Consider the following 24708-nt stretch of genomic DNA (forward strand, 5'->3'; position numbering starts at 1 on the left):
GCTTCAAATCTTGACACATAACACAAATGGACAAAATCCATGAAATTGTTAACAAAATATGCAGTTCATCGAAGATATAGTCCAAATTGATCATTGACATCACCCAAAATACAATAGTTTCCTACAAACGTACGTTCTAATAGTCCCAAAATCAGTTTTAACCTACTTAACCTATGAAGAAGCTCTTTTCATTGCTGGCCATAATAGGTATTGTTGCTTTGAGCAATTGCAGCCAGATACCAGAGAACAATGACCCCATATTGGGCATCTGGGCCAACACACAAACTTCGACCATTGAGGGAAAAGGTTCCAGCACCACCCGCGAAGAATGGATTTTCAATGATGTTTACCTAGGAAGATACCAGAGCTATTCCAACTCCAAACTGGTTTTTTATACCGATTTTAAATGGTCCGAAGAAAACGGTACCTACTCCATAATTTACGGTGACCCACAGGTTACCGATATCACGGTCAATTTAGAACATGCAAGCGACCCTGAGATTTTAACCCTGGAAAATGGTTCGGTCTTTGCCACCAGGGATTAACTGGCAAGACTACCTATATGAGAATAAAAGGCCCCAACTATGTTGGGGCCTTTTTAATTGACTTGTGTCAAACGGTCGGTTATATTTTTTGGTCTTACCTAAACCCAAAGTTTACACCAAAGGTAAAGGTGTTGAATTCCCCTAAATTGTAATCGGCATTGAGCCTGAAAAATCCAAGTTTCAGTTTGGTACCGACATTGGCCACTACTCCGCTAACTTTATTGCTGATTTTGAACGGGTCTTCGTAAGTGGTCTGAAATGGTCCGGACTGCACTTGATAGGTTCCCAAAACATCCGTGTCGGATTTTCCGGTGATATATCCCAATCCGCCATAGAAATTGATCACCGGCAAACGTGTGGACGCCACAGCACTGAAATTCCACGAACTGAACTTGGCATCGATACGTTGGTTTTCCCCATCAATGACATCGGTATTGGTAAAATCATATTCCCCGCTTAAATTGGTATACCCGATTACCGCGGAAATGGCAACGGGAAGTATTTTATCAGCAGGAAGGTGCTTGGTGAAATCGTGTTGGATTCCAAATCCAAAGAGACCGATCTTTACATCATCCGTATTGATTTTGGGCAAAAACCGCGCTTTCACTTCGGTTCCCTTGATGAGGCCTACGCTGGCCTGAATATATCCTGAAGGCACGAAGTTGAGGTCCTCGGAAGCCAAACCGGACGGCAATTCAAAGTCTACGCGCTCCGTAACACCGGGGGCTATCTCTGCTTCCACGTACACCCCTACTCCCTGAATATCTCCCAAAGCTGTGGACACCAGTTTAGAGGTACTTCCATCTTCAAACTGGAGGTTTTCATAATCGTTCGTATTCAGAGTGAACGCTTTTTTGTTGTCTTTGTTCTTGAATCCTGTGAGGTTTCCCACAATAGAAATCTCGAAACCACCCAAGGGCTTTGCATCGGCCGTATTATACCATCCGTTGGAGATGCTATAAACCCCGGCTTCGGTAACTGGATTTAACCATGCCGTGGTAAACCGTTCGGCATCATCGAGCCCTGCGGCCAGAATGTCGTTGAGGTTGGATTGGGCCATTGCCAAGGAAAAATTGCACAATGACACCAAAAGAATTATTCTTTTCATTTTGTAAAATTTTTCCTAAAACTAAAAAACTCGCCTTTCTGGGGCGAGTTTTTGTTGTGAAACGGTTGTTATCTATGCATCTATGTTGGCATAGACGGCATTTTTCTCTATGAATTCCCTCCTTGGAGGCACCTCATCCCCCATCAGCATGGAGAAGATTCGGTCAGATTCCGTGGCATTGTCTATAGTTACTTGGCGCAACGTCCTAAACTCGGGATTCATGGTGGTATCCCATAACTGTTCAGCATTCATTTCACCAAGACCTTTGTAACGTTGGATACTTGCCCCACCGCTCATGGATTCAATGATTTGATCCCTTTCCTTGTCATTCCAAGCATAGCGTCTTTTGGCACCTTTCTTCACCAAGTACAATGGTGGAGTGGCAATATATACGTGTCCACCCTCAATCAATTCACGCATATATCGGAAGAAAAAGGTAAGAATCAAGGTCTCGATGTGACTACCATCCACATCCGCATCACACATGATTACGACTTTATGGTAGCGCAGCTTGCCCAAGTTCAATGCCTTACTATCTTCTTCGGTACCAATGGTTACCCCAAGCGCGGTATAAATATTCTTGATTTCCTCGTTTTCGAAGACCTTGTGTTGCATGGCCTTTTCAACATTGAGGATTTTACCCCGAAGTGGCAGGATGGCCTGAAAGTTCCTATCCCTCCCTTGTTTGGCCGTACCTCCCGCGGAATCTCCCTCCACCAAGAACACTTCGCACTTGGTAGGGTCCTGTTCCGAACAATCCGAAAGTTTTCCAGGCAATCCCCCTACACTCATAGGGTTTTTACGCTGCACCAACTCACGGGCCTTGGCCGCCGCATGTCTGGCCTGTGCGGCCAGCTTTACTTTCTCAACAATCTGTTTGGCATCTTCAGGATGTTCTTCCAGATAATCGCTCAACATTTCAGAAACGGCCTGGCTAACGGCACTGGTCACCTCGCGGTTACCCAGCTTGGTCTTGGTCTGCCCTTCAAATTGGGGTTCTGCCACCTTTACGGACACAATGGCCGTAAGTCCTTCCCTAAAATCGTCGCCGGATATTTCAAACTTCAGCTTGTCCAACATACCGGAATTATCGGCATATTTCTTTAGTGTGGTGGTAAGACCCCTTCTAAAACCGGACAAGTGGGTACCCCCTTCGTGGGTATTGATATTGTTTACGTAGGAATGTAGATTCTCTGTATACCCTGTATTGTAGACCATGGCCACTTCAACGGGAATGCCATTTTTCTCTCCTTCCATGGAGATGACACTTTGGATCAAGGGTTCACGGTTGCCATCCAGGAATTTGATGAATTCCTTCAATCCTTCTTCGGAATGGAAGGTTTCGGAAATAAACTCTCCTTTATCGTCCTTGTGACGCTTATCCGTCAATGTAATGGTGATGCCTTTGTTCAAATAGGCCAGTTCACGCATTCTGTTGGATAGGGTTTCGTAGCTATACTCCGTGGTTTGGGTGAAAATGGTATCGTCTGGCACAAAAGTGACGATGGTACCGGTTTCATTACTGTCACCAACACTTTTCACCGGGTACAGTGTTTTTCCCCTTTCGTATTCCTGCTCCCAAATCTTACCTTCACGGTAGACGGTTGCCTTCAAATGTTTTGAAAGTGCGTTCACACAGGATACCCCGACCCCGTGAAGACCCCCGGATACCTTATACGAGTCCTTGTCGAACTTACCCCCGGCACCAATCTTGGTCATGACCACTTCCAGAGCCGATACGCCTTCTTTTTTATGCAAGCCTACAGGGATACCCCTTCCGTTATCCTTGGTGGTGATGGAGTTGTCCTCGTTGATGACCACATCAATGGTATCACAATATCCAGCCATGGCCTCATCGATGGAGTTGTCCACTACTTCATATACCAAATGGTGCAACCCTCTGACCCCTACATCGCCAATATACATGGAAGGTCTCATACGTACGTGCTCCATACCCTCAAGGGCCTGGATACTATCCGCCGAGTACTGTTTTTTATTCGCTTCTTCGCTCATATATTCTTGTGTTTGCCTTCAAATTTTCAAATCCTACAAATATAAGTAATACCCTTATGAAATAGGCCCTTGAAGCCTCTTGAACCCCCTAAGTTATCAACAAAAAAATGTGGAAAACCAACAACTTCCCGGTCTGCACAACCAAAGCGTAACAAAAACAAAAAGCCCCTTCTCCAAGGGGCTTTTCCGACTAATTGAAAATGAAACAAAACAACATCTTCCTTCTACATAATCTTAAAATTCTTATTTAACATAGGCATCGGTGTGCACATTGGCCACAGCCCTACCTGATGGGTCGTTCATGTTCTTGAAGGCCTCGTCCCACTCCAGTGCAATCTTGGTGCTACAGGCCACCGAAGGCTCTTGTGGCACACTCAACGCTGCCGCATCGGAAGGGAAGTGACTTTCAAAAATGGAACGGTAATAGTATTCTTCCTTGGACGTTGGGGTCTGGATAGGAAATTTAAAGTGGGCGTTGGCCAATTGCTCATCGCTCACCTCTTCCTGTACCAAGCTCTTCAATGTGTCTATCCAGCTATATCCCACACCATCTGAAAACTGCTCTTTTTGTCTCCAGGCCACACTTTCGGGCAAGTAGGATTCAAATGCTTTACGCACCACCCACTTCTCCATACGCTCTCCATTGATCATCTTATCTTTTGGGTTGATTCGCATGGCCACATCCATGAATTCCTTGTCCAAAAACGGAACCCTGCCCTCTATGCCCCATGCCGCCAAGGATTTGTTGGCACGAAGACAATCGTACATGTGGAGCTTATCCAGTTTTCGTACGGTTTCCTCATGGAAATCTTTTGGACTTGGTGCCTTGTGGAAATACAGGTACCCACCAAAAAGCTCATCGGCACCTTCTCCCGATAGGACCATTTTTATTCCCATAGACTTAATGACCCTGGCCATTAGATACATGGGCGTGGAGGCCCTAATGGTGGTAATATCGTAGGTTTCCAAGTTATAGATCACATCCTTGATGGCATCCAAACCTTCTTGAATGGTGAATTTTATTTCGTGGTGTACGGTTCCTATATGATCGGCCACTTTTTGGGCGGCGGCCAAATCCGGCGAACCTTCCAATCCTACCGAGAAAGAGTGCAATTGTGGCCACCATGCATCGGCGGTATCCCCGGACTCAATACGCTTTTGGGAATATCTTTTGGCGATAGCGGAGGTAACCGAGGAATCCAATCCTCCGGACAATAGAACCCCATAAGGCACATCGGACATCAACTGGCGATGTACGGCATCTTCCAACGCTTTTTTCACCTCGGCAATGCTGGTCTCGTTTTCCTTAACGGCCTCATAGTCCATCCAATCCCTCTGGTACCATCTTTTAAATTCGCCATCGGAGCTGTGTAAGTAATGCCCGGGAGGAAAAAGCTCTATTTTGGAACAGGTTCCTTCCAAAGCTTTCAATTCCGAGGCCACATAAAAGGTCCCGTTCTTGTCCCATCCAATATATAGGGGAATAATTCCCATGTGATCTCTGGCGATGAAATACTCATCCTTCTCACTATCATAAATGGCAAAACCAAAAATGCCGTTCATTTCATCAATAAAGTCCACTCCTTTTTTCTGATAGAGTGCCAAAATCACCTCACAGTCGGATTCGGTCTTGAACTCGTACTCTCCTTCAAACTGTTTTCTGAGTTCTCTATGGTTATATATTTCGCCATTGGCAGCTAAAACCAGCTTGCCGTCGGCACTGAACAAAGGTTGCTTTCCTGAAGCTGGATCTACAATAGCCAATCGCTCATGGGCCAAAATAGCTTTGTCATCTGCATAAATTCCACTCCAATCCGGACCTCTGTGCCTAACTTTTTTTGACATCTCCAGTAATTGTGGTCTAAGTACCTCTGTACTTTCCTTCACATCAAATGCGCATACAATTCCACACATAAATCGAGTATTAGTAACAATTTCTATGCAAATATGACCCTATATGTTTTCAAATAAAATAAATAATCAATATTTAATTTCATTATGTCACATTTAAATAGATATATAAGACGTATTGAAAGCACATATTGGGTTTTTATTAAAAAATTGAACACTTTGTAAGGTTCCTAAATTTTAACGTCTCTTTATTAAAACAGCTTGTGTTTACATCCTAGTTTTGAAAACAACTAAAATCGCAATCATGAAAAATGTATTCTTATTTACTTTTTTAACCTTGGCGTTGGTATTTACTTCCGAGCTAACGGCACAGAATTTCAGTGGATTGGACAAAAGTCCGGCCGATATTGCCACCTATCCTACCAGCTATAGGGAATCCGACAAAGCCATAAAAGTCATTTACAGTCGCCCACAATTGAAAGGACGCAGCATTTCAGAGCTTGCCCCTGCCGGAAAGGTATGGAGGACCGGAGCCAATGAATGCACGGAAGTCATTCTGTACAAGGATGCCAACATTGGTGGAAAAACCGTTAAAGCAGGTACCTATTCGCTTTTCACCATTCCTGGTGACAACGAGTGGACGGTTATCCTGAACAGTAACTTGAACCAATGGGGTGCCTACTCGTATGATAGTGCTGCCGATGTGGCAAGGGTCACCGCAAAGGCCGGTACCGATGATGAGGAATTGGAGGCTTTTTCCATCACTTTTGAGGATGAAGGCGACATGGTCTTGGGATGGGGAACCACCCGTGTTTTCTTACCTATCAGCTATTAAAATCCATTGCTATGAAAAAGGAAAAGGAGGCATAAGCCTCCTTTTTTTTATTTCACTTGTTTTCCCGCAACATAAACTTGATCTGCCGTCAGTTGGGGAACCTGCTCTATGGGAACGCTCATAATATCCTCACTCAAAATCACAAAGTCTGCAAGTTTACCGGGTTCTATACTTCCCTTCTCTTGTTCCTCAAAATTGGAGTGGGCCGCCCAAATGGTCATTCCTTTTAAGGTTTCTTCACGGGACAGGGCGTTTTCCATTTGAAATCCTCCTTCGGGATAGTTATTGACATCCTTCCGGGCCACGGCAGCATAAAAGGTTAGGAACGGACTCACTTGCTCTACGGGAAAATCAGTTCCCAAAGCCACCGTTCCCGCTTTGTCCAGTAACTCTTTGAAGGCATAGGCCCCTTTTACGCGATCTGGCCCCAAACGGTCCTCGGCCCAATACATATCGCTGGTGGCATGGGTAGGTTGTACGGATGGAATGATTCCTTTTTCAAAATAATCGAAATCAACAGGAGAGATTACCTGTGCATGTTCCACCTTCCAACGGCGGTCTTGTTTTCCTTCCAAGGCCTTTTCATAGGCCCGTAGTACCACTACATTGGCCGAATCCCCAATAGCATGGGTATTCATTTGATAATCCGATGCTGCAATACGCTCTGCCAGAGCCCCAATCTGGTCTACCGGAGTGACCATGGCCCCATAATGGCCAGGCTGATCGGAATAGGGAGCCCTTAGCGCCGCCCCTCTAGACCCCAATGCACCATCACCATATACTTTTACGGAGCGTACATTCAATTTATCAGTTTTAATGATTCCCTTGTTCAGGAAATAATCCAAGTTGTCTGGAGAACTGCTCACCATGGCGTATACCCGAATGGACAAATCCCCAGCTTGCTGCAAACTGTCTATAAGCTCAATGGTTTCCCGGTCCAAACCGGCATCATCCACTGTGGTCAATCCATAATCGTAACATAGTTTTTCGGCATCCTTTAGCGCCTGGATTTGTGCTTCCCTTGCAGGTTCAGGCATAATGGCATAGACCATTCCCATGGGACCATCTACCAAAACCCCTGTCAATTCCCCATCTTTTTTGATGATATCACCCCCTACAGCCTTAGTTTCCGAAGTGATTCCGGCCAAATCCAAAGCCTTTTGGTTGACCAAAATTGCATGTCCGTCAATTCGGTTCAGTACAACGGGCGTATCCGGAAACAATTCATCCAATCTGTCCTTGGTGGGAAACTCCTTCACCTCCCAATCGTTCTGGTCCCATCCCCTTCCGTAAATAAAATCGGATGGGCGTTCTTTTTGAAAGGCCACCACCTTATCCAATATTTCCTCAAAACTGGTGGTCCCTACCAAATCCACTACCTGTTGGTTCAGTCCCAATGCATAAAAATGGCAATGGGCATCAATAAAACCGGGAACAATGGTCTTGCCTTTGGCATCCAGTTCTTCCTTGGCGGTATATTTTTGATAGATATCCGCAGTTTCAGTCACGGCCACAAATTTTCCATCTTTGATGGCCATACAACAGGCCTTGGAAAAATCGCCATCAACGGTATAAATATTGGCATTGTAAACAATTAGGTCCACTTCTTCTTTTGGGTTGCAGGCCAAGAAGAAACCTATGGATAACAGAAGGATATACTTTTTCATGGAACGGATGGTTTCCACCAAAAATAGAAAATGTAGGGAATATTCAAGGGTTACTCATCCACAAACTCGGTCATCACGAATTCCACCCGGCGATTTCTTCTTCGGGCTTGATCCGTAAGGGTAGTGTCCAAGGGCACTTTGTCCCCATACCCTTTATAGGAAATCCTGTTTTTTTCGAGACCGAGCCCCAAAAGGTATTTGGCCACACTACTGGCCCGTTCCTTGGATAGGACATCATTGTAGGAATCTGAACCCAAATCGTCTGTATGCCCACTGATGGATACTTTGAGGTTAGGATGTTTTTTCAGGTATTCAAACACATCCTGAAGGCTTTGCTTGGCCTTGGGCTGTAGATCAAACCGGTCGAATTTAAAATTGACATGGTCCAACACATAGACTTCATTGGGTTGGTATTCGGGACCTAGATAGGTCAACGAAATATCATCCAAATAGTAATAGGCATAGCCTTCCGCATTGGGGTCGTTGTTTTTAAAATCGAGATAATGTGTTGCGGCATTACTCATGAAATTCCCCAAAACGAGGTGTGTTTCAAATCCTTTGGCCACAATATCCATGGTAAGCTCCGTCCAATTTTGCCGGTCATCATAAAAATGGGGTGCGGAAAACTGTTTGATATGGGTGGTCTGCACTATCTGAGACGTCAAAGCTCTATGCGAAAGCTGTCTTTTGGTGTGGATGGACAGTGGTTTTTCCGCAAATACGGCCCCCATATCCATAACGGCCCCATCCGATTTTTCAGAAAGGCTCATGACCAATCGCAACCGATATCGATGTCCTTTTTGCAAGGTTTCGCTCAAGGGTACTTGAATGTATTCCCTGTAATCCTTTGGGGCATACAGATACATTCCTGCATAAGCAGTGCCCTCAAAGGCCTCCTGTTTCCCTTTAAAGTTCATGGGGATGCCCAATTTGGTCCTGCTACATTCGTTGAAATAGTCCGTAGTTCCCAAGGTAGGTGCGCTCCAATGTTCCGCATCCTTGTTCAGGTTACTCATTTTAACGGGACAGGTCTTGTAATCTTCAAACCCCCCATTACGAACGAGGTTCTGGGCCTTGGTTGAAGAAAACATCAGCACAAGGCTAATGGAAAGCACTATGTGAAAGTATCGTAACTGCATGGTGTTCCAATTAAATTGGAGCAACCAATCATGGTACACATTTGGGACTGGCGCAAGATTTACAACGCCATTTTTAACAAATTATTGCGTATTTACCTACAAATCAGAAGTCGAACTTGTACGACACTCCTGCCAAAGCCTGAAAGCCCTGCACCCTAAAATTGGCCCATCGCTGGTAATCGCTATTGGCAATATTGGAGGCCTTCACAAAAACAGAAAGCTGCTCATTGATATGGTATCCGGCATGGGCATTGGCATCAAAAAAGCTGTCCAAAGTAACTATGGCCGAAGGAAACTCAAACGGCTCCGCTCCCACGGTCGCCTGCGATACCAAATCATCGCGCTCACCTACATAGAACAGATTGGCCCCAAAATACCATTGCTCATTGATCTGATAGTCCATGAACAAAGAGCCCTTTATGGTGGGCAGGTTCCAAGCAGGATTATCCGTTTCGGTATCGTAGTCATAAAATTCCGCATTGACGCCTAAACTAAAGTTACGATTGACATCCACGTTCAACTCCCCAAAAATGCCCAAGGTTTTTACATCATCATAAAAAACCTGGAAGGAATTGCCGTAGTAATAGCTTTTTTCATCGTCCCGAAGCAGGTTCTGCGGATTCAAGAAGAAAAGTGGTTTTCCGTTCTCTGCCGTGTACGACCCCTTGATGTTATACCCAATATTCGAAGTCAACTGTCCTTTGAGTCCTACATAGCCCTCATACTGCCGGTCGGTGGGCATTACACTCAATGTGGGTGACACATAGGGGTTATCCATTACAAAATCGTGATAGGAGTTTTGTTTCAATTCCCCCTCAATTCCTCCATAGGCGATCACGTTTTCGTCCAACACCCTGTAAGAAGCGGTAACTGCAGGGTAGATATAGAAATTACTGTCGCTGTTTTCCGTATCCAATCCATACACAAAACTGGCCCCGAGGTTTACGGTAAGATCATCCCTTAAAATCAAAAGGCTTGGGGTGACCCCTGCTTGCAATTGACTATAGTTGATTTCTCCGTCATTGGCCGTATTGTTCAGGGAGGCATTCTTGAAATTTCCATTTACAAAATCCACCTTGGCCCCAATGGTCACCAGTTCTTCGGTAATGGGCAACTCCAAAGTGGGATTGATGACCACACGGTTTTCCCCGGATTCGGTGGCATCCCAAAAGCGGCGCAACAAGATATTTCCGGTCTTGAAGAATGAATCCTCCATGTTGAGATGCGCCTTAGCCTCGGCATTGAAATAGTTTTGCTGTTCGTCCATGGCAGCCACAGTGGTTTCATCAAACGCATCATTTTCAATACCGTACCAATTGTAGAGTTGATGCTGTAATCCAATGCTGGCACCCCAATCCATGTACCGATCCTTTTTGGCGTAGGACGCGTTCAATTTGGTGTTGTAAAAATCGGTTTCCAAGGGGGTTGAATCCAAATCCCCACGGGAGGATTGATGGGTCAGTCCAAAATCCAACAAATCCTCTCCCCTATTAAATTCCCGACTGGTGTACAGATCCACAAGGGCATTGTTATAGTTGCCCAATCCTACCGAGGCATAGGAGTTGTACAAGGTTGGTGGCGGCGTCCGCTCCACTCCCGAGGCTTTTCCTTTGGCCGGGGTGAAGGTCGAGGCCACAGGGACCGAAAAAATACTGTAATCGATTTTTTTCTTTTGTAGTACTATGGAATCATTGAGGTTGGGCGCCGACTTTATCTTGAAGGCATCCGAAACGGTAGGGGAATACGGTTTTACCACCGTTACCGTCTCCGTACCAATGTCATCGGTTTCTTGTGCGACAACGATTCCACAAAGGCTCAAAAATAGTAGTGAAAATATATAGGTTCTCTTTTGCATGCTGTGTCTCGATTTAGTTTCCGTTGGGGTCTACTGAAGAATTGCTTTCGGCCTGTTTGGCCTTGATCACGGTGAGCTCCCCTTTGGCTTCGGCCACGATTTCATCAAACTCGGCAAAGTTGCTGATCACACTTTCCAGAATGTAGGTGGCCTGGAAGGCATCGCCCAAATTGTAAAAGTTCTTGGCCATGATCACCAGTCCTTTACCGCCCCATTGCTTGTAGGCCGAATAGTCTTTTGCCAATTTTTGCACGGCTACATTCGAGCCCTCAAAATCCTGCTCTTGGTTCTTGAAGTAGGCATCGTAGTACCAAGCTTCGGCCGCCAACTCACCCGTGGCAATTTTCTTCACATCCTGATAAGCGGTCTTGGCCAGAGCCTCATTGTTTGTTGCGATGGCCGATCGCGCGATCATGATTTGCGCATCACTCTTGATCCGGTCATCAATTTTAGGCGCTTTCAACACCTTTTCCGCATAGGCAATGGTCTGACGGTAATCTTCCTGTCCGTAATACCCTTTCATTAGGTTGGATTGGGCAAAGGTTCTGTTTTCAACAATATCCGCACTGCTTTCCAACTGTTTTAGATAGGGAATGGCACTTTTGTAATCCTGTTTTTCCACATAAATCTCACAGACACGGGTAAGGGCCTGTTCGGTATATTCGCCGTTTCCACTATTGGCCACCGCTTGATATTTGGGTAGGGCCTTGTCCTTTTCTCCTTTGGAGAAGTACAATTGGGCCAATGAAAAATTGGCGTTTTGGGCATGGAGCCCGTTGGGAAATTCCTTTAAATAATCTTCGTAACCCCGAATGGCGGCATCGGTTTTTCCTTCCACATATTTTCGGTCGGCCGATTCAAAACTGGCATTGTCCAGTTCAGCGTCCGTAACTTCCACAAAATCCAGATTACGGGCCCAAGCGGCGTACTCACTTACCCTACCTTCGTCCACATAGACCAATTTGGCCGTGGCCACCGCCTGTTTGGCCTCCGGGGTGTTGGGATACTTCTGGACCACTTCCTTGAGCTTGTCCAATGCCTGTTGGTTCCTACTGGCGTTGTAGTGCACCAATCCTTGCCTCAACATTCCCCGAGGAGCGAACTTGCTCTGTGAATATTCTGAGACAAGTCGGTCATAGGTTCTCAATCCTTCGCTTTCCTGACCATTTTTGATCAAGGAGTTCCCCAATTCAAAAAGGGCATCGTCCCGCAAGGTGGATGATGGATATCGCCTTAAAAATTCGTTCAAGCCTTCAATTTTGGCCGAATTGTTCCCCAAAAACCCGCTACTAAGCGTTTTCTGAAAAGCGGCATAATCCCGTTCCGGTCCGTTCATTTTGGAAGATTCGTCATAGGCCTTCATGGCCAATTGATATTTGCTGGTCACAAAGTAGCTGTCCCCCAACCGCAAATAACCATCGTTCTTCCGTTGCTCATCAAGGGCATTGGAATTGACCACATTTTTGAAATATGAAATGGCGTTGTTGTAATCCTTCAACTTAAAATAGCAGTATCCCAGATTGTAGTCCAGTTCTTGATACTCGGGCATGGACCGGGCCGCAGGAAGACTTTGGAGTTTCACAAAATCTGCCAAGGCTTCCTCAAAACGGTTCAATCTATAGGCCGATTCTGCCTTCCAATATAGAGCTCTAGCTTCAAATCCCTTATTTTCTGCACTCCTCAACGATTTGGAAAATCGTTCCGAAGCGGCCTCATAATCTCCATCGATAAAGAGTTCCACACCACGATAGAAAGCCACTTTTTGGTAGGTCTCCTTGCTGGCATAGTTTTTATTTTCCTCCAACAGCTGCATGGCTCCCTCAAAATTTTTGGAAGTGATATAGGAATCCACCAAAAGTTCTTGGATTTCCAGCTGATGGGCATCTTTTGGATAGGTTTCCAAATATTGGGTCAATACCTGTGGAACAGGTTCGTAGGCATTTCCAACTTCATAACTGAGCCTTGCGTAGTTGAGAAAGGCATCTTTTTGGATTTCTGGACTGAAGTCCATTTGGGAAGCATTCCGGAAGGCATTGAGGGCCTCCGGTTTCCTATTCAGCTTCAAGTAGCATTCCGCCAAGTGGTAATAGGCATTTTGGGAGACATTGTTGTTGCCTCCTATAATTTTATTGAACTGTTGAATGGCATTTTCATAGTCACCTTGTTTATAATGACTGTAACCCAACAGATAGTAATCCGTGTTGCTCCATTTTCCCCGCTTGCCCTTGTATTCTTCCAAATAAGGAATGGCTGCAGCATATTGTTCCAGGTTGAAATAGCTTTCCCCAATAATTTTATTGAGCTCTGAAACCTCCTGTCTATTGGATTTAGGCAATTGCTTTTTGGCCATGGCAATGGCCTCCTCAAATTTTCCCAATTTAAAATTCAGGTCCGCTTGGTAGTACGATAATTTCTCGTTTAGCACATCCTGATCGGTAATCTGGTCGAAGCGTGCGGTGGCCTGATCATAGTCATCTTGCTCATAGGCGATGTAGCCCAAATAGTACTTGGCCTGTGACCCATATTTTTGGGAAGTGCTCACCTTGTTCAAATAACGTTCGGCCTCTTGTGGTCTTTTGGAAGCGTAAAGGGCATATCCGTTATTGAAATTGAACCGTTCCCTATCTGAATAGGCCATGGACGATTCGTCCACTTTCTTGTACCATTTTAGGGCATAGGGGTATTTTCCGGTCTCGAAATAGTAATCGGCCACATCCAAAAATGCGGAATTCCGTTTGGTGGAGGTGGGATAGCGCTCCACAAAATCCTCCATCATTTTATCGGCTCCACGCTGGTTCAACCGGATGGCGGCATTGGCAGCATAGTACGCGCTATTGGCCTCGGTCTCTTGATCCTTGGTGTTGGCCTTTACCGTCTCAAAGATGGTCTGTGCCGCTTGGTACTGTTGGTTGTTGTACAGTGCCAAGGCATCTTGGTACGCTTTGTTTTCGTGGGTATATACTTTGGTTTCCTGTGCCGAAAGCACAAAAAAAGTTCCCAATACCATGGGAATAAGGAGAAGGTTTTTTCGATTCATAGTGTTCTACGCTGTTCTCGACTAACTTTACCATAACGTCAAAATTTGAGCCAAAGTATATTTGGATCGTAATATGTCGAATTTACATGGGTATTCGTTGGTGGTTTTACAAGAATTGCTACTTTTGGTTCCAAAGCTCAATTACCTCTAGAGCTTTCATACCTCAAAAATAACAATGTCATCAACATCTTGTCCAAGTTAAGGACAATCTGTGGCGTTTTTTTTGTTTTCATAGTTCAACCTCACTATACCGATCAAGGACCACAACCTCTTTTTGTCTTTGATTTAACACGTTGCTCATTTTATGTTTAATCCAATACGCAAAGTCATGACTTATGCCATTATCCTCTTTATTGTATTTCTTTTCCTGATCATTTTTCTATTCAACAATTTAATTGCCAAAAAAAATAAGGTACATGAAGCCTTTAGCAGTATAGATGTTATGCTAAAAAAGCGAACGGACCTGATTCCCCAACTGGTGAAAACAGTTAAGGGGTATATGGTCCATGAGCGTGAAACCTTGACCGAAATCACCAAACTAAGGGAGAAAATCTTGATCCACACCCTTACCGATGAAGAACGGCTGAACTTGGAAGGCCAAATGAATCAAATGTTGGGAAAACTCCAAATAGCCGTGGAGGCATATCCCGATCTAAAATCCAGTGAAAACTTCTTGCTGCTCCAGTCCAGTTTAAACGAAGTGGAAGAACAGCTCTCTGCCGCAAGAAGGACTTATAATGCAGCCGTGAATGCCTTTAACAATGCCTTGGAAATGTTCCCATCCAACTTTATGGGCAAAATTATGGGGTATTCCCCAAAAACCTTTTTCATCATTGATCCCTTGGAAGCGGAACTCCCAACAATCTCCTTTGACTAAAATTTTAGGATCATGGACTTTACCACCACAAGAAAAAAGTTCCTTCCCATATTAGAAAAGGCAGAGCGTCTGCGCAAGCGCTATCGATTCTTTAAAATTGGCAGTGCATTGTTCATTGTCATCATTCTCTTGGGATCCACCTCGTTACCAATGGTTCTTTACACCAACAATGCCACTTATCTCAAATGGATGACCAAGCTTTCCGAAGCCAATTCATGGTTTTCTTTCCAAACCTTCATGGTGCTGTACTGGATTCCATTTTTTGTGTTTTTGACCACTTCGCAGCGCTATAAAAACAAGTATAAAAAGGTGGAAAGGGAAATCCTCAAAACCCTTCTCACAAAAATGGCTCCGGGATTTGCATTTAATGAAAACCTACAGATCACTTCCAAAGAAATAGAAGCTAGTAAACTGATTACAAACTATCTACAGGTTGCTACCACAAAAAGCCATACACAACATAAGGTCCACAACCTCAACTTTGGTCTCTTATCAGGAAAAATTGGAGATACTTCCATAAAGATTGGAGATGTAAAAATCCTTAATCAAAGTCTTTACGGTTCCTATCTTATGTACATCCCCTTTTTCACACATTTTTTGTTGTTCTCTACTTATCTGAGACCATGGCTTTCCAAAAAACATAGTTTTGAACAAACTGGCAGTAGTTTCTTGGGCATGTTTGCCATTATGGACTTCAACAAGAAATTCAACGGCACCACCATTGTTCTTCCCGATCGGTTTGAAAAAAAAGTGGGGTACTTTGCCAAGACCATTCAACAATTGAACCTTAACCGAGACTCATTGGTCAACCTTGAAGACCCTGAGTTTGAAAAAGAGTTTGTGGTCTACAGTAATGATCAAGTGGAAGCGCGCTATATCCTGACCCCTTCCCTGATGCAACGGATCACGAACTTAAAAAGAAAGGTCAACAAATCCATCATGCTTTCATTCAAGGAAAACAAGTTGTACATGGGAGTTCAGCATCCCCATGGCTTTTTCAGTTTGAACGAAAGCAAAAACTTGACCACCTCCAATGCCATTGAACTTTTTTATGAAGACATCAGCGCCGCCATGGACATTGTGGAGGATTTGAACCTGAACACCAAAATCTGGGCACAATGACCTTGTTTACCCATCAAAACTTGCATTAACGATTTATTTTGATACTATTACGGTAAATTCAAATACTTTTGTATTGTTTCCTGAAGAGATATTATGCCTGAAACCATCGTAAAATTAGAGGACGTAGCCGTATTCCAAAATGAAAACCTTGTACTGCAGAACATTGATCTTGAAGTAAAAAAAGGTGAGTTTGTATATATCATCGGAAAAACCGGCAGTGGTAAAAGTAGTTTTATGAAAACCCTTTATGCCGATATTCCCCTCAAGCAAGGCAATGGACAAGTGGCGGATTTTGACCTTAGAAAACTTGAAGAAAAAAATATTCCTTACCTGCGTAGAAAACTAGGTATCGTTTTTCAGGATTTTAAATTGCTCCCCGATCGCAACGTGAACAACAACCTTCTTTTTGTGCTCAAAGCCACTGGTTGGACAGACCCGTCAAAAATGAATGCCAAAATCGAAGAGGTTTTGGACAAGGTGGGCATGAAGTCCAAAGGATTCAAATATCCCCATGAACTTTCCGGCGGGGAACAGCAACGTATTGCCATTGCCCGTGCCCTTTTGAACGATCCGGAGCTTATCTTGGCAGACGAGCCCACGGGAAACCTTGACCCACAGACCAGCGTGGAGGTCATGAAAGTGCTTCAGGAAATCAACCAGAATGGTCGCACCATAATCATGGCCACCCATGACTACGCATTGATCTTGAAATACCCACATAAAACCTTGAAATGTGACGGAAGCAAGGTTTTTGAGGTCGTACAGAAGGCGGTTTGAGTTCTTTGAGGACCCAAAAATGAAATTAACCTTGCACTAGAAGGTATTCGCCTCATTTTTTTAATCTTTGATTCTCATTGGACTAGGTTTAATGATCAACCTAAACATAAAGATTTGAAAAATCGTAACCTTTGGATCAACCTCTTAATTGGCATGGGATTGCTCAGTGTTCCCATACTGACCTCCCCTGACTTTGGCTCATTCCAGAATATGGCCAAGGCACCTGGTTTCCAACGCAGTGTTTTGGCATATTCCCTTCTATTTGCCTTCTTCTATCTGAACTACCATGTTTTGATCCCCAAGTTTTATTCAAAGAAAAAAAGATGGATCTATGCCGCTCTTTTGCTGGCTTGCTTTTTGGTTGTTTCCTATACCCCCGATCTGATCATAAACAGCCCAAAACCTCCATCTAACCTCCCTTTTCCCAATAATCCACCGCACAAGACCGCTCCCATTGATCTTTTTGGTTTCAGGGACACGTTCATTATCCAGTTTTCCATGATCGCTTTCCTTTCAATCTTGCTTCGATTGGACCATAGGCTCAATACCATTCAAAATGAGAAATTGAAAGCCGAGGTGAACTATCTAAAAGCCCAAATCAATCCCCATTTTTTGTTCAATACCCTGAACAGTGTTTATGCCCTTACCTTAAAGAAATCGGATGAGGCACCATGGGCGGTATTAAAACTATCGGAAATGATGCGCTACGTGGTCACGGAAAGTCATGCTGAAAAAGTATCCTTGGAACGAGAAATCCAGTACATAACGGATTACATCGACTTACAGAAGCTTCGAATGGGGAACCATACCAATTTGGTCTATGAGATACAAGGAAATCCCAGTGGTCAAAAAATCGCTCCCATCATACTGATCAACTATGTGGAAAATGCGTTCAAATATGGTGTAAACCCGGATGAACTTTCAAACATCCGTATTTTTATCCATATCGAATCCCATAGTGTTGAGCTTATTGTTGAGAATAAAATCACCGTAAAGAACACCAGCTTTAAGGAACCAACCACCGAAGGGAACAAAAACACCAAGAAGCGACTGGATTACTTTTACCCCGAAAAATACCAATTGCACATAGACCAAAGAGACAATTTTTATATGGTAAACCTGTTAATCGACCTTTCATGATAAAAGCTGTGGCATTGGACGATGAAGTATTGGCTCTGGAAATCATTCAAGCCTATTGTGACCAAATCGAATATTTGGATTTGGCACACACTTTTACCGAACAAGGCAAAGCCATTCGCTATCTCAACAAATTTGATGTGGACCTACTCTTTCTGGATATTAGAATGCCAGGGCTCAATGGACTGGAACTTTACAAATCCTTGAAACAACAAACCAAGGTAATATTTGCCACCGCTTATGATCATTACGCCTTGGAAGGTTTCAATGTAAACGCCATAGATTATTTGTTAAAGCCATTTTCATTCCAACGCTTTCAGACCGCCGTGGAAAAAACCAAAAGACAGCTGGATCTGGAACGGGCCAACCCCAACGTTCAAACCCACCTGTCTATCCGTGCGGACTATAAGCTGCACCACATTTCCCTTGAAGATATTATACTGATAGAGACCTTTGATGATTATGTGAAGATTATTTTGGAGGACAACACCAAAATTGTGGCCAGGTCCACCATGAAGGACATCTATGAAAAACTCCCCAAGCCGATGTTTCTGAGAGCACATCGCTCTTTTATTGTGCCAACAAAAAAAATCAATGGCATCTATAAGGATGTGGCCAAAATTGGTGAATTCGCCATTCCGTTGGGTAAGTCGTACAAAGCCAATATTTTAAAAAACCTTTAACAACCCCACTCTTTTTACCTCACCTTTTTAGACATTGACCGCAATAATTACCATCAGCTTTGATGCCTATATAGATTTACCCCATAATCATTAAACTATTGTGATATGAAACGAAAGGAATTTCTAAAGGGCATGGGGTTAGCCGGTTTATCCGTGACCAGTTTATCACTTTTGACCTCCTGTTCAAAAGACAATGAAGACTCGCTTTACATAGATGATGAATCAAGCACTGATACCACTTCAGAAAGTGATACGGGGTCTACCACCAATGACACCACCTCTGGAGACTGCGAGGTAACTCCAAGCGAGACCGAAGGACCATTTCCAACCCACGACCCAGAAGATTTGGAACGTGTGGACATTGTTGGGGACCGTACTGGGATTGATTTGGACATGAACATCACCATCCGCAACGTCAATGATAGCTGCAACGCACTCGAAGGCGCCCTAGTGGATGTATGGCATTGCGATAAGGATGGAAATTATTCGGAATATGGGGGCAGTGGCATGCAGTCCACCAACTATACCAATACCAGCTTTTTACGCGGTAGACAGATAAGCAATTCCAGTGGAACCGTAGAATTTGCCACCATCTTTCCGGGATGGTATAACGGGCGGTCAACGCACATACACGTTCATATCTATGATGCGGATGGCAACTCACTATTGGTTACCCAGATTGCCTTCCCCGAAGGGGAGAACAGTGCAGTGGTACGTGTAAATGCGGCCACCGAATATGGCTATACCAAAGGTATGAGCGGGTACACCTACCATTCCCAAGACAACGTTTTTAGCGATGGCGTGGATGAAGAATTGGCCAGCGTAGGGGGCAGCATTTCTGAAGGATTTACACTCACCCATGACATATACGTCAGGGCCTAAACCATTTTAAAGATGATTGTCCAACACCCTGCCCAACTATTTTTAGGCAACAAAAGAGCATGTGATCAATCGGAACAATACCGATGCCTGTCCGTACCACTACAAAATAATAAGAAACTTAAAAAAGTGGTGCGGCTTTCCGATGAGACCTTGGCTCCAAGAGCATTCAAATCCTTTACTGTCGAGGAGGACATTTCCCTTATTTTGATTCCCTTGGTAGGTAGCATTACATATGGTTCCAATAGCGCAAATGAAGTGTGTGTATTTCCAGAGGAATTGCAAATCATTAACCTTAAAAAGGGAAACGCTTTCCGCATTACCAACAAAAACGAAGATGCGTTGGTCAACTATCTTCAGATTTGGGTGAAAATGGACTTGTTCCCAGAAAAAATAATTTTTGACACCTATTCCCATAACCAACTGAACATCATTTATGGGAAAAAGCATGTGAATATACTTTTTGGGGTCTTTGATGGAAGAAGGGAAGGTTTCTTTACCACCTCTGAACAAAAAAACACCCTTTTGACCTTTGTGATCAACGGTGCTTTTGAGGTTCAAAATCGGTTGTTGGAATCTCGTGATAGTTTAATATTAAGCCAAACAAGGCTATTGGAGCTAGAGGCACTTTCAGAAAATGCCATTGTTCTGATACTGGAAGAAAATAATTGATGTTGACTTGGTTTTGTTTTTTGATCTTAAAGGCCAGACTCTTACCAAAAGTAACTGTTCTGGTCTTTTTGTTTTAAAACCATATGGTCTTCAAAATACATTATTATCATTCCCAAAAACTTTTTTGTTTCTTTGCTCAAACAAAAATTCCTCCCATTTATGGAAATTCTTGGTATTGATATCGGTGGATCAGGCATTAAAGGAGCCTTGGTGAATGCAGAAACTGGCGAAATGTTAACCGAAAGACACCGTATTCCCACTCCAAAGTCCAGAAAACCAAAGGAAATGGCCAAAGTCGTAGCTGAAATTGTGGAACACTTCAACTACAGTGGCCCTGTGGGCTGTGGCTTTCCTACCATAGTAAAAAATGGGGTCTGCATATCTCCCGGTAATTTGGACCCAAGTTGGGTAGGGGTCAATATTGATGAACTGTTCACCGAAGCCACTGGACATGAGGTCACGGTTTTGAACGATGCCGATGCTGCTGGTTATGCCTCCATGAACTACGGCGCCGGAAAGGGACAGGATGGCCTTGTGATCATGATAACCATTGGTACCGGATTGGGCAGTGGAGCTTTCTACAATGGTGTCCTACTTCCCAATTTTGAATTGGGGCAGATTCCCTATAAAAAATACAAGAAGATTGAAAAGTGGGCCGCAGCCTCTGCCAAGGAGCGTGAAGGGCTCAGCTACAAAAAGTGGGGCAAGCGTTTCAACAAATTCCTGAATTTGGTGGAATTGATCGTAAATCCCGACTTGATCATTGTTGGCGGAGGTACCTCAAAAGACTGGGACCAGTTTAAACACTTGATTGATGTTGAAACCAAAGTAGTGAAAGCGGAACTTATGAACCATGCCGGAATCATTGGGGCTGCCGTAGGTTGTTTGCGCGAGCAACATCACGGACACTTGCATTGACCTTAAGAGTCAAGTTCAAGTACAAACCCACCGTCAGTGGACTATTTTAGTTGGCAAGCCAAACCTCCAGCAAGTACGCCAAAAAGCTTCTTGACTCCTTAACTCACCTTGTTTCGCTTACGGTCTACTTCCTTTAAATAGATTTTTCGGAGTCTGATATGGTTAGGGGTTACTTCCACATACTCATCTTTTTGAATGTATTCCAAGGCCTCTTCCAATGAAAACTTGATGGCCGGTACAATTTTGGCCTTGTCGTCCGCTCCAGCGGAACGAACATTGGAAAGTTTCTTGGTCTTGGTCACGTTGATGGTCATATCGTCACCCCTAGAGTTTTCACCAATTACCTGACCTTCGTAGATTTCCTCTCCCGGATCAATAAAAAACTTACCTCTTTCCTGTAGTTTATCAATGGAATAAGGAATAGCGGTTCCATTTTCCATGGAAATCAAGGAACCGTTCAATCGTTGTGCAATGTCTCCCTTCAAAGGTTGGTATTCCTTAAATCGGTGGGCCATGATGGCCTCACCGGCAGTGGCGGTCAACAATTGGTTTCGCAATCCAATAATCCCTCTTGAAGGAATCATGAACTCGCAGATCATTCGGGAGCCTTTGGCCTCCATGCTGATCATTTCCCCTTTTCTGATGGAAACCATTTCCACGGCCTTTCCGGAAACCTCTTCCGGCAAATCTATGGTAAGGTGCTCCATGGGTTCACATTTTACCCCATCCACTTCCTTGATGATTACCTGCGGCTGTCCAATCTGAAGTTCGTATCCTTCCCTACGCATGGTCTCGATCAATACGGAAAGGTGCAATACCCCACGACCAAATACCATGAATTTATCGGCACTGTTGGTCTCTTGTACCCTTAGGGCCAAGTTCTTCTCCAACTCCTTTTCCAATCTTTCCTTGATGTGTCTTGAAGTAACAAACTTTCCATCTTTTCCAAAAAATGGACTGTCATTGATGGTGAACAGCATACTCATGGTAGGTTCGTCAATGGCGATGGTCTTCAACTTTTCAGGGTTCTCGAAATCCGCTACGGTATCCCCTATTTCAAAACCTTCCATCCCAACAATGGCACAAATATCGCCTGCGGTCACTTCGGAAACTTTTTGTCTGCCCAGACCTTCAAAGGTGAACAACTCCTTGATACGGGTCTTTACAATACTTCCATCCCGCTTTACCAAGGAAATCTGTTGCCCTTCCTTTAAAGTACCTCGTTGCAATCTACCAATGGCGATTCGTCCGGTAAAGGATGAAAAATCCAAAGAGGTAATCAACAATTGCGTGGAGCCTTGCTCTGGTTTAAATTCTGGGATATGTTCCACCACCATGTCCAAAAGTGGCTCAATACTCTCTGTAGGCTTTTGCCAATCGGTACTCATCCAGTTGTTCTTGGCAGAACCATACACCACTGGAAAATCCAATTGCCATTCTTCTGCACCCAATTCAAACATAAGGTCAAAAACCTTTTCATGCACCTCTTCGGGCGTACAGTTTTCCTTATCCACCTTGTTGACCACCACGCAGGGTTTCAATCCAAGGTCAATGGCCTTTTGCAATACAAAACGGGTCTGTGGCATAGGGCCTTCAAAGGCATCCACCAGCAACAATACCCCATCGGCCATATTGAGGACACGTTCCACCTCCCCACCGAAATCGGCGTGCCCAGGAGTATCTATGATATTGATTTTGGTGTCTTTGTATTGAACGGAAACGTTCTTGGAGACAATGGTAATTCCGCGCTCCCGCTCCAGGTCATTGTTGTCCAAAATTAAATCCCCCTTGTTCTCATTATCCCGGAACAACTGGCAGTGATACATGATTTTATCAACCAAAGTAGTCTTACCGTGGTCTACGTGGGCAATGATTGCAATGTTCTTGATTTTGGACATAACCTATTTTTTTAAGGCCGCAAAGATACTGCTATTTTCCACTTGTCAATACGCTAAAATGTTATTTTTATCTTATTGATTTTGTGCAAGTTCTGAAGTTAACGCCCCACACACCATCTTTTTTCGCTTACGATCCAGCCCAAACTCAAATTTACCACCGGATAAATGCCCCCTTTAAAAGGTCCTACATAGTACCCGGCTCCGGCATCAATGGAGAAACTTATTCCGGAATCATAGCTGCGCTGCACGCCATATACCAGACCTCCATAGCCATGAACACCATCCACAATCCTATTCTCCACCACACGACTCCCGGGCGAAAATATCGCTGCCGAAGGAGCCAAGTAATTCCCTGAGTTTCCGTAAATGGGTTTTCTTCTACGCTCCCTTCCATTGAAATTATGATAATATCGGTTCTGGACCGTGATGGTGGGGAAAAAATCAAGATTTTCCATAGGGGCCTCACTGGCAGGTTCCAAGGCCATCTGCCAAGCTACCCGTACATCCAAGGTACTGTTCACTCCCAAACCCATTTCGTACTCCACCCCTGGGTTAAAAACGTTGATCTTGATTTGCCGTATCTCGCAATTCATACCGTATTGGGGAAAGGAAGAAATACTGGAAAACAAGAATACCATAAAAAGAAAACGACGCATGGTAGGTTAATTTGGTATTCTTATAACATTTACTTTTTCAAAATAGTATTTTTGTTGAAAATATATGCCCATGCGACTAGATGCCATTCCCCAAATAAAATATGCCGATAGCAACAACTTTTTTCTATTGGCCGGTCCCTGCGCCATTGAGGGCGAGGAAATGGCCATGCGTATAGCGGAAAAGGCAGTTGCCATCACGGATAAACTGCAAATTCCCTATATATTCAAAGGAAGTTTCAAGAAGGCCAATCGAAGTCGCATTGATTCCTTCACCGGGATCGGGGATGAAAAGGCATTGAAAATCCTTAGAAAAGTCTCCGAGACCTTCAAGGTACCCACGGTTACCGACATCCATGAAATCTCAGATGCCTCAATGGCTGCCGAGTATGTGGATGTGCTTCAAATACCGGCATTTTTGGTACGCCAGACCGATTTGGTGGTTGCGGCTGCAGAAACCGGGAAGGTGGTCAACTTGAAAAAAGGGCAATTTATGAGTCCCGAAAGCATGAAACATGCCGTTACCAAGGTTACGGAAACGGGCAACGAACAGGCCATAATAACCGATAGGGGCACCATGTTCGGCTATCAGGACATGATCGTTGATTTTAGAGGCGTTCCCACCATGAAGCAGTACGCACCTGTGGTATTGGACGTGACCCACTCCCTACAACAGCCCAACCAGTCCTCTGGGGTTACCGGAGGTAGACCTGCATTGATCGGCACCATGGCCCGGGCCGGTATTGCGGCAGGTGTGGACGGTCTTTTTATGGAAACCCATTTTGACCCAGCCAATGCCAAAAGTGATGGGGCAAACATGTTGGATTTAAGTTTATTGGAAAAATTACTGACCGATTTAACGGCCATCCGACGTACCATTAACTCCCTTTAGAATACAGCTTAAATCTTACACACACCACAACCTGATGTTTATCAGTTGATTACAATTATTTAACAACTTTATTTTTAATTAGTCTAAATATTCCTTGCTCGGATAGGAGCTGGACTATACATTTGCAATCAAAATTTATTTAGACCAATT

At 44.1% G+C, this 24708-nt stretch carries 20 protein-coding genes; 11 read left to right on the forward strand and 9 right to left on the reverse strand.

Annotated elements, in window-relative coordinates; genetic code table 11:
- The first annotated feature begins 173 nt into the window (after positions 1-173).
- Positions 174-545: a hypothetical protein gene (locus DN53_RS03930; RefSeq protein ID WP_129653088.1), complete on the forward strand. Its 372-nt coding sequence runs from the start codon at positions 174-176 to the stop codon at positions 543-545.
- 94 nt (positions 546-639) lie between these two features.
- Here the strand turns inward: DN53_RS03930 and DN53_RS03935 are convergent, their stop codons facing one another.
- From DN53_RS03935 to asnB, 3 genes are all read right to left on the reverse strand, one after another.
- Positions 640-1653 carry a DUF6588 family protein gene (locus DN53_RS03935; protein WP_129653089.1) on the reverse strand — a complete coding sequence of 338 codons (1014 nt, stop codon included), beginning with the start codon at positions 1651-1653 and terminating at the stop codon, positions 640-642.
- 72 nt (positions 1654-1725) lie between these two features.
- Positions 1726-3666 carry a DNA topoisomerase (ATP-hydrolyzing) subunit B gene (gene gyrB / locus DN53_RS03940; protein WP_129653090.1) on the reverse strand — a complete coding sequence of 647 codons (1941 nt, stop codon included), beginning with the start codon at positions 3664-3666 and terminating at the stop codon, positions 1726-1728.
- 243 nt (positions 3667-3909) lie between these two features.
- Complete coding sequence (gene asnB, locus DN53_RS03945; protein WP_129653091.1) at positions 3910-5580, reverse strand: asparagine synthase B; 1671 nt, start codon at positions 5578-5580, stop codon at positions 3910-3912.
- A gap of 241 nt (positions 5581-5821) precedes the next feature.
- On the opposite strand from asnB, the gene DN53_RS03950 reads away from it, so the two are divergent.
- The gene (locus tag DN53_RS03950; protein ID WP_129653092.1) at positions 5822-6352 is read left to right on the forward strand and encodes a DUF2911 domain-containing protein; all 531 of its coding nucleotides are present in this window, start codon (positions 5822-5824) and stop codon (positions 6350-6352) included.
- A 47-nt stretch (positions 6353-6399) separates the two neighbouring features.
- Here DN53_RS03950 and DN53_RS03955 read toward each other — a convergent pair whose 3' ends face one another.
- From DN53_RS03955 to DN53_RS03970, 4 genes are all read right to left on the reverse strand, one after another.
- Entirely contained in the window at positions 6400-8019 is a 1620-nt protein-coding gene (locus DN53_RS03955) for an amidohydrolase (protein WP_129653093.1), read from the reverse strand.
- A 50-nt stretch (positions 8020-8069) separates the two neighbouring features.
- Positions 8070-9158 (reverse strand): OmpA family protein, encoded by a 1089-nt coding sequence (locus DN53_RS03960; protein ID WP_129653094.1) that lies wholly within the window; start codon positions 9156-9158, stop codon positions 8070-8072.
- A 103-nt stretch (positions 9159-9261) separates the two neighbouring features.
- Positions 9262-11013, reverse strand: coding sequence for a TonB-dependent receptor (locus DN53_RS03965; protein ID WP_129653095.1), 1752 nt, complete (start codon positions 11011-11013; stop codon positions 9262-9264).
- A 13-nt stretch (positions 11014-11026) separates the two neighbouring features.
- Entirely contained in the window at positions 11027-14050 is a 3024-nt protein-coding gene (locus tag DN53_RS03970; protein ID WP_129653096.1) for a tetratricopeptide repeat protein, read from the reverse strand.
- 328 nt (positions 14051-14378) lie between these two features.
- Between DN53_RS03970 and DN53_RS03975 the strand changes: the two genes are divergently transcribed.
- From DN53_RS03975 to ppgK, 8 genes are all read left to right on the forward strand, one after another.
- Complete coding sequence (locus DN53_RS03975) at positions 14379-14927, forward strand: LemA family protein (RefSeq protein WP_129653097.1); 549 nt, start codon at positions 14379-14381, stop codon at positions 14925-14927.
- A gap of 12 nt (positions 14928-14939) precedes the next feature.
- Positions 14940-16049, forward strand: a complete 1110-nt coding sequence (locus DN53_RS03980) for a DUF3137 domain-containing protein (RefSeq protein ID WP_129653098.1) — start codon at positions 14940-14942, stop codon at positions 16047-16049.
- Positions 16050-16142: 93 nt separating this feature from the next.
- Positions 16143-16826 carry a cell division ATP-binding protein FtsE gene (locus DN53_RS03985; protein ID WP_116218387.1) on the forward strand — a complete coding sequence of 228 codons (684 nt, stop codon included), beginning with the start codon at positions 16143-16145 and terminating at the stop codon, positions 16824-16826.
- Between the two features lie 114 nt (positions 16827-16940).
- On the forward strand, positions 16941-17966 hold the full coding sequence (locus DN53_RS03990; protein WP_129653099.1) for a sensor histidine kinase: 1026 nt from the start codon (positions 16941-16943) through the stop codon (positions 17964-17966).
- Entirely contained in the window at positions 17963-18646 is a 684-nt protein-coding gene (locus DN53_RS03995) for a LytR/AlgR family response regulator transcription factor (RefSeq protein ID WP_129653100.1), read from the forward strand. Before DN53_RS03990 ends, DN53_RS03995 begins: the two co-directional genes overlap by 4 nt.
- A gap of 105 nt (positions 18647-18751) precedes the next feature.
- Positions 18752-19528, forward strand: a complete 777-nt coding sequence (locus tag DN53_RS04000) for a dioxygenase family protein (RefSeq protein ID WP_129653101.1) — start codon at positions 18752-18754, stop codon at positions 19526-19528.
- Positions 19529-19540: 12 nt separating this feature from the next.
- Complete coding sequence (locus DN53_RS04005) at positions 19541-20197, forward strand: pirin family protein (protein WP_129653102.1); 657 nt, start codon at positions 19541-19543, stop codon at positions 20195-20197.
- Positions 20198-20356: 159 nt separating this feature from the next.
- The gene (ppgK, locus tag DN53_RS04010; protein WP_129653103.1) at positions 20357-21115 is read left to right on the forward strand and encodes a polyphosphate--glucose phosphotransferase; all 759 of its coding nucleotides are present in this window, start codon (positions 20357-20359) and stop codon (positions 21113-21115) included.
- Between the two features lie 98 nt (positions 21116-21213).
- Here the strand turns inward: ppgK and typA are convergent, their stop codons facing one another.
- The gene (gene typA, locus DN53_RS04015) at positions 21214-23013 is read right to left on the reverse strand and encodes a translational GTPase TypA (RefSeq protein WP_129653104.1); all 1800 of its coding nucleotides are present in this window, start codon (positions 23011-23013) and stop codon (positions 21214-21216) included.
- Positions 23014-23111: 98 nt separating this feature from the next.
- Positions 23112-23669, reverse strand: coding sequence for a hypothetical protein (locus DN53_RS04020; protein WP_129653105.1), 558 nt, complete (start codon positions 23667-23669; stop codon positions 23112-23114).
- Between the two features lie 70 nt (positions 23670-23739).
- Between DN53_RS04020 and kdsA the strand changes: the two genes are divergently transcribed.
- Positions 23740-24558: a 3-deoxy-8-phosphooctulonate synthase gene (gene kdsA, locus DN53_RS04025; protein ID WP_129653106.1), complete on the forward strand. Its 819-nt coding sequence runs from the start codon at positions 23740-23742 to the stop codon at positions 24556-24558.
- The last annotated feature ends 150 nt before the right edge of the window (positions 24559-24708 follow it).

This window comes from Flagellimonas olearia (genome assembly GCF_004150225.1).
Classification (GTDB): domain Bacteria; phylum Bacteroidota; class Bacteroidia; order Flavobacteriales; family Flavobacteriaceae; genus Flagellimonas; species Flagellimonas olearia.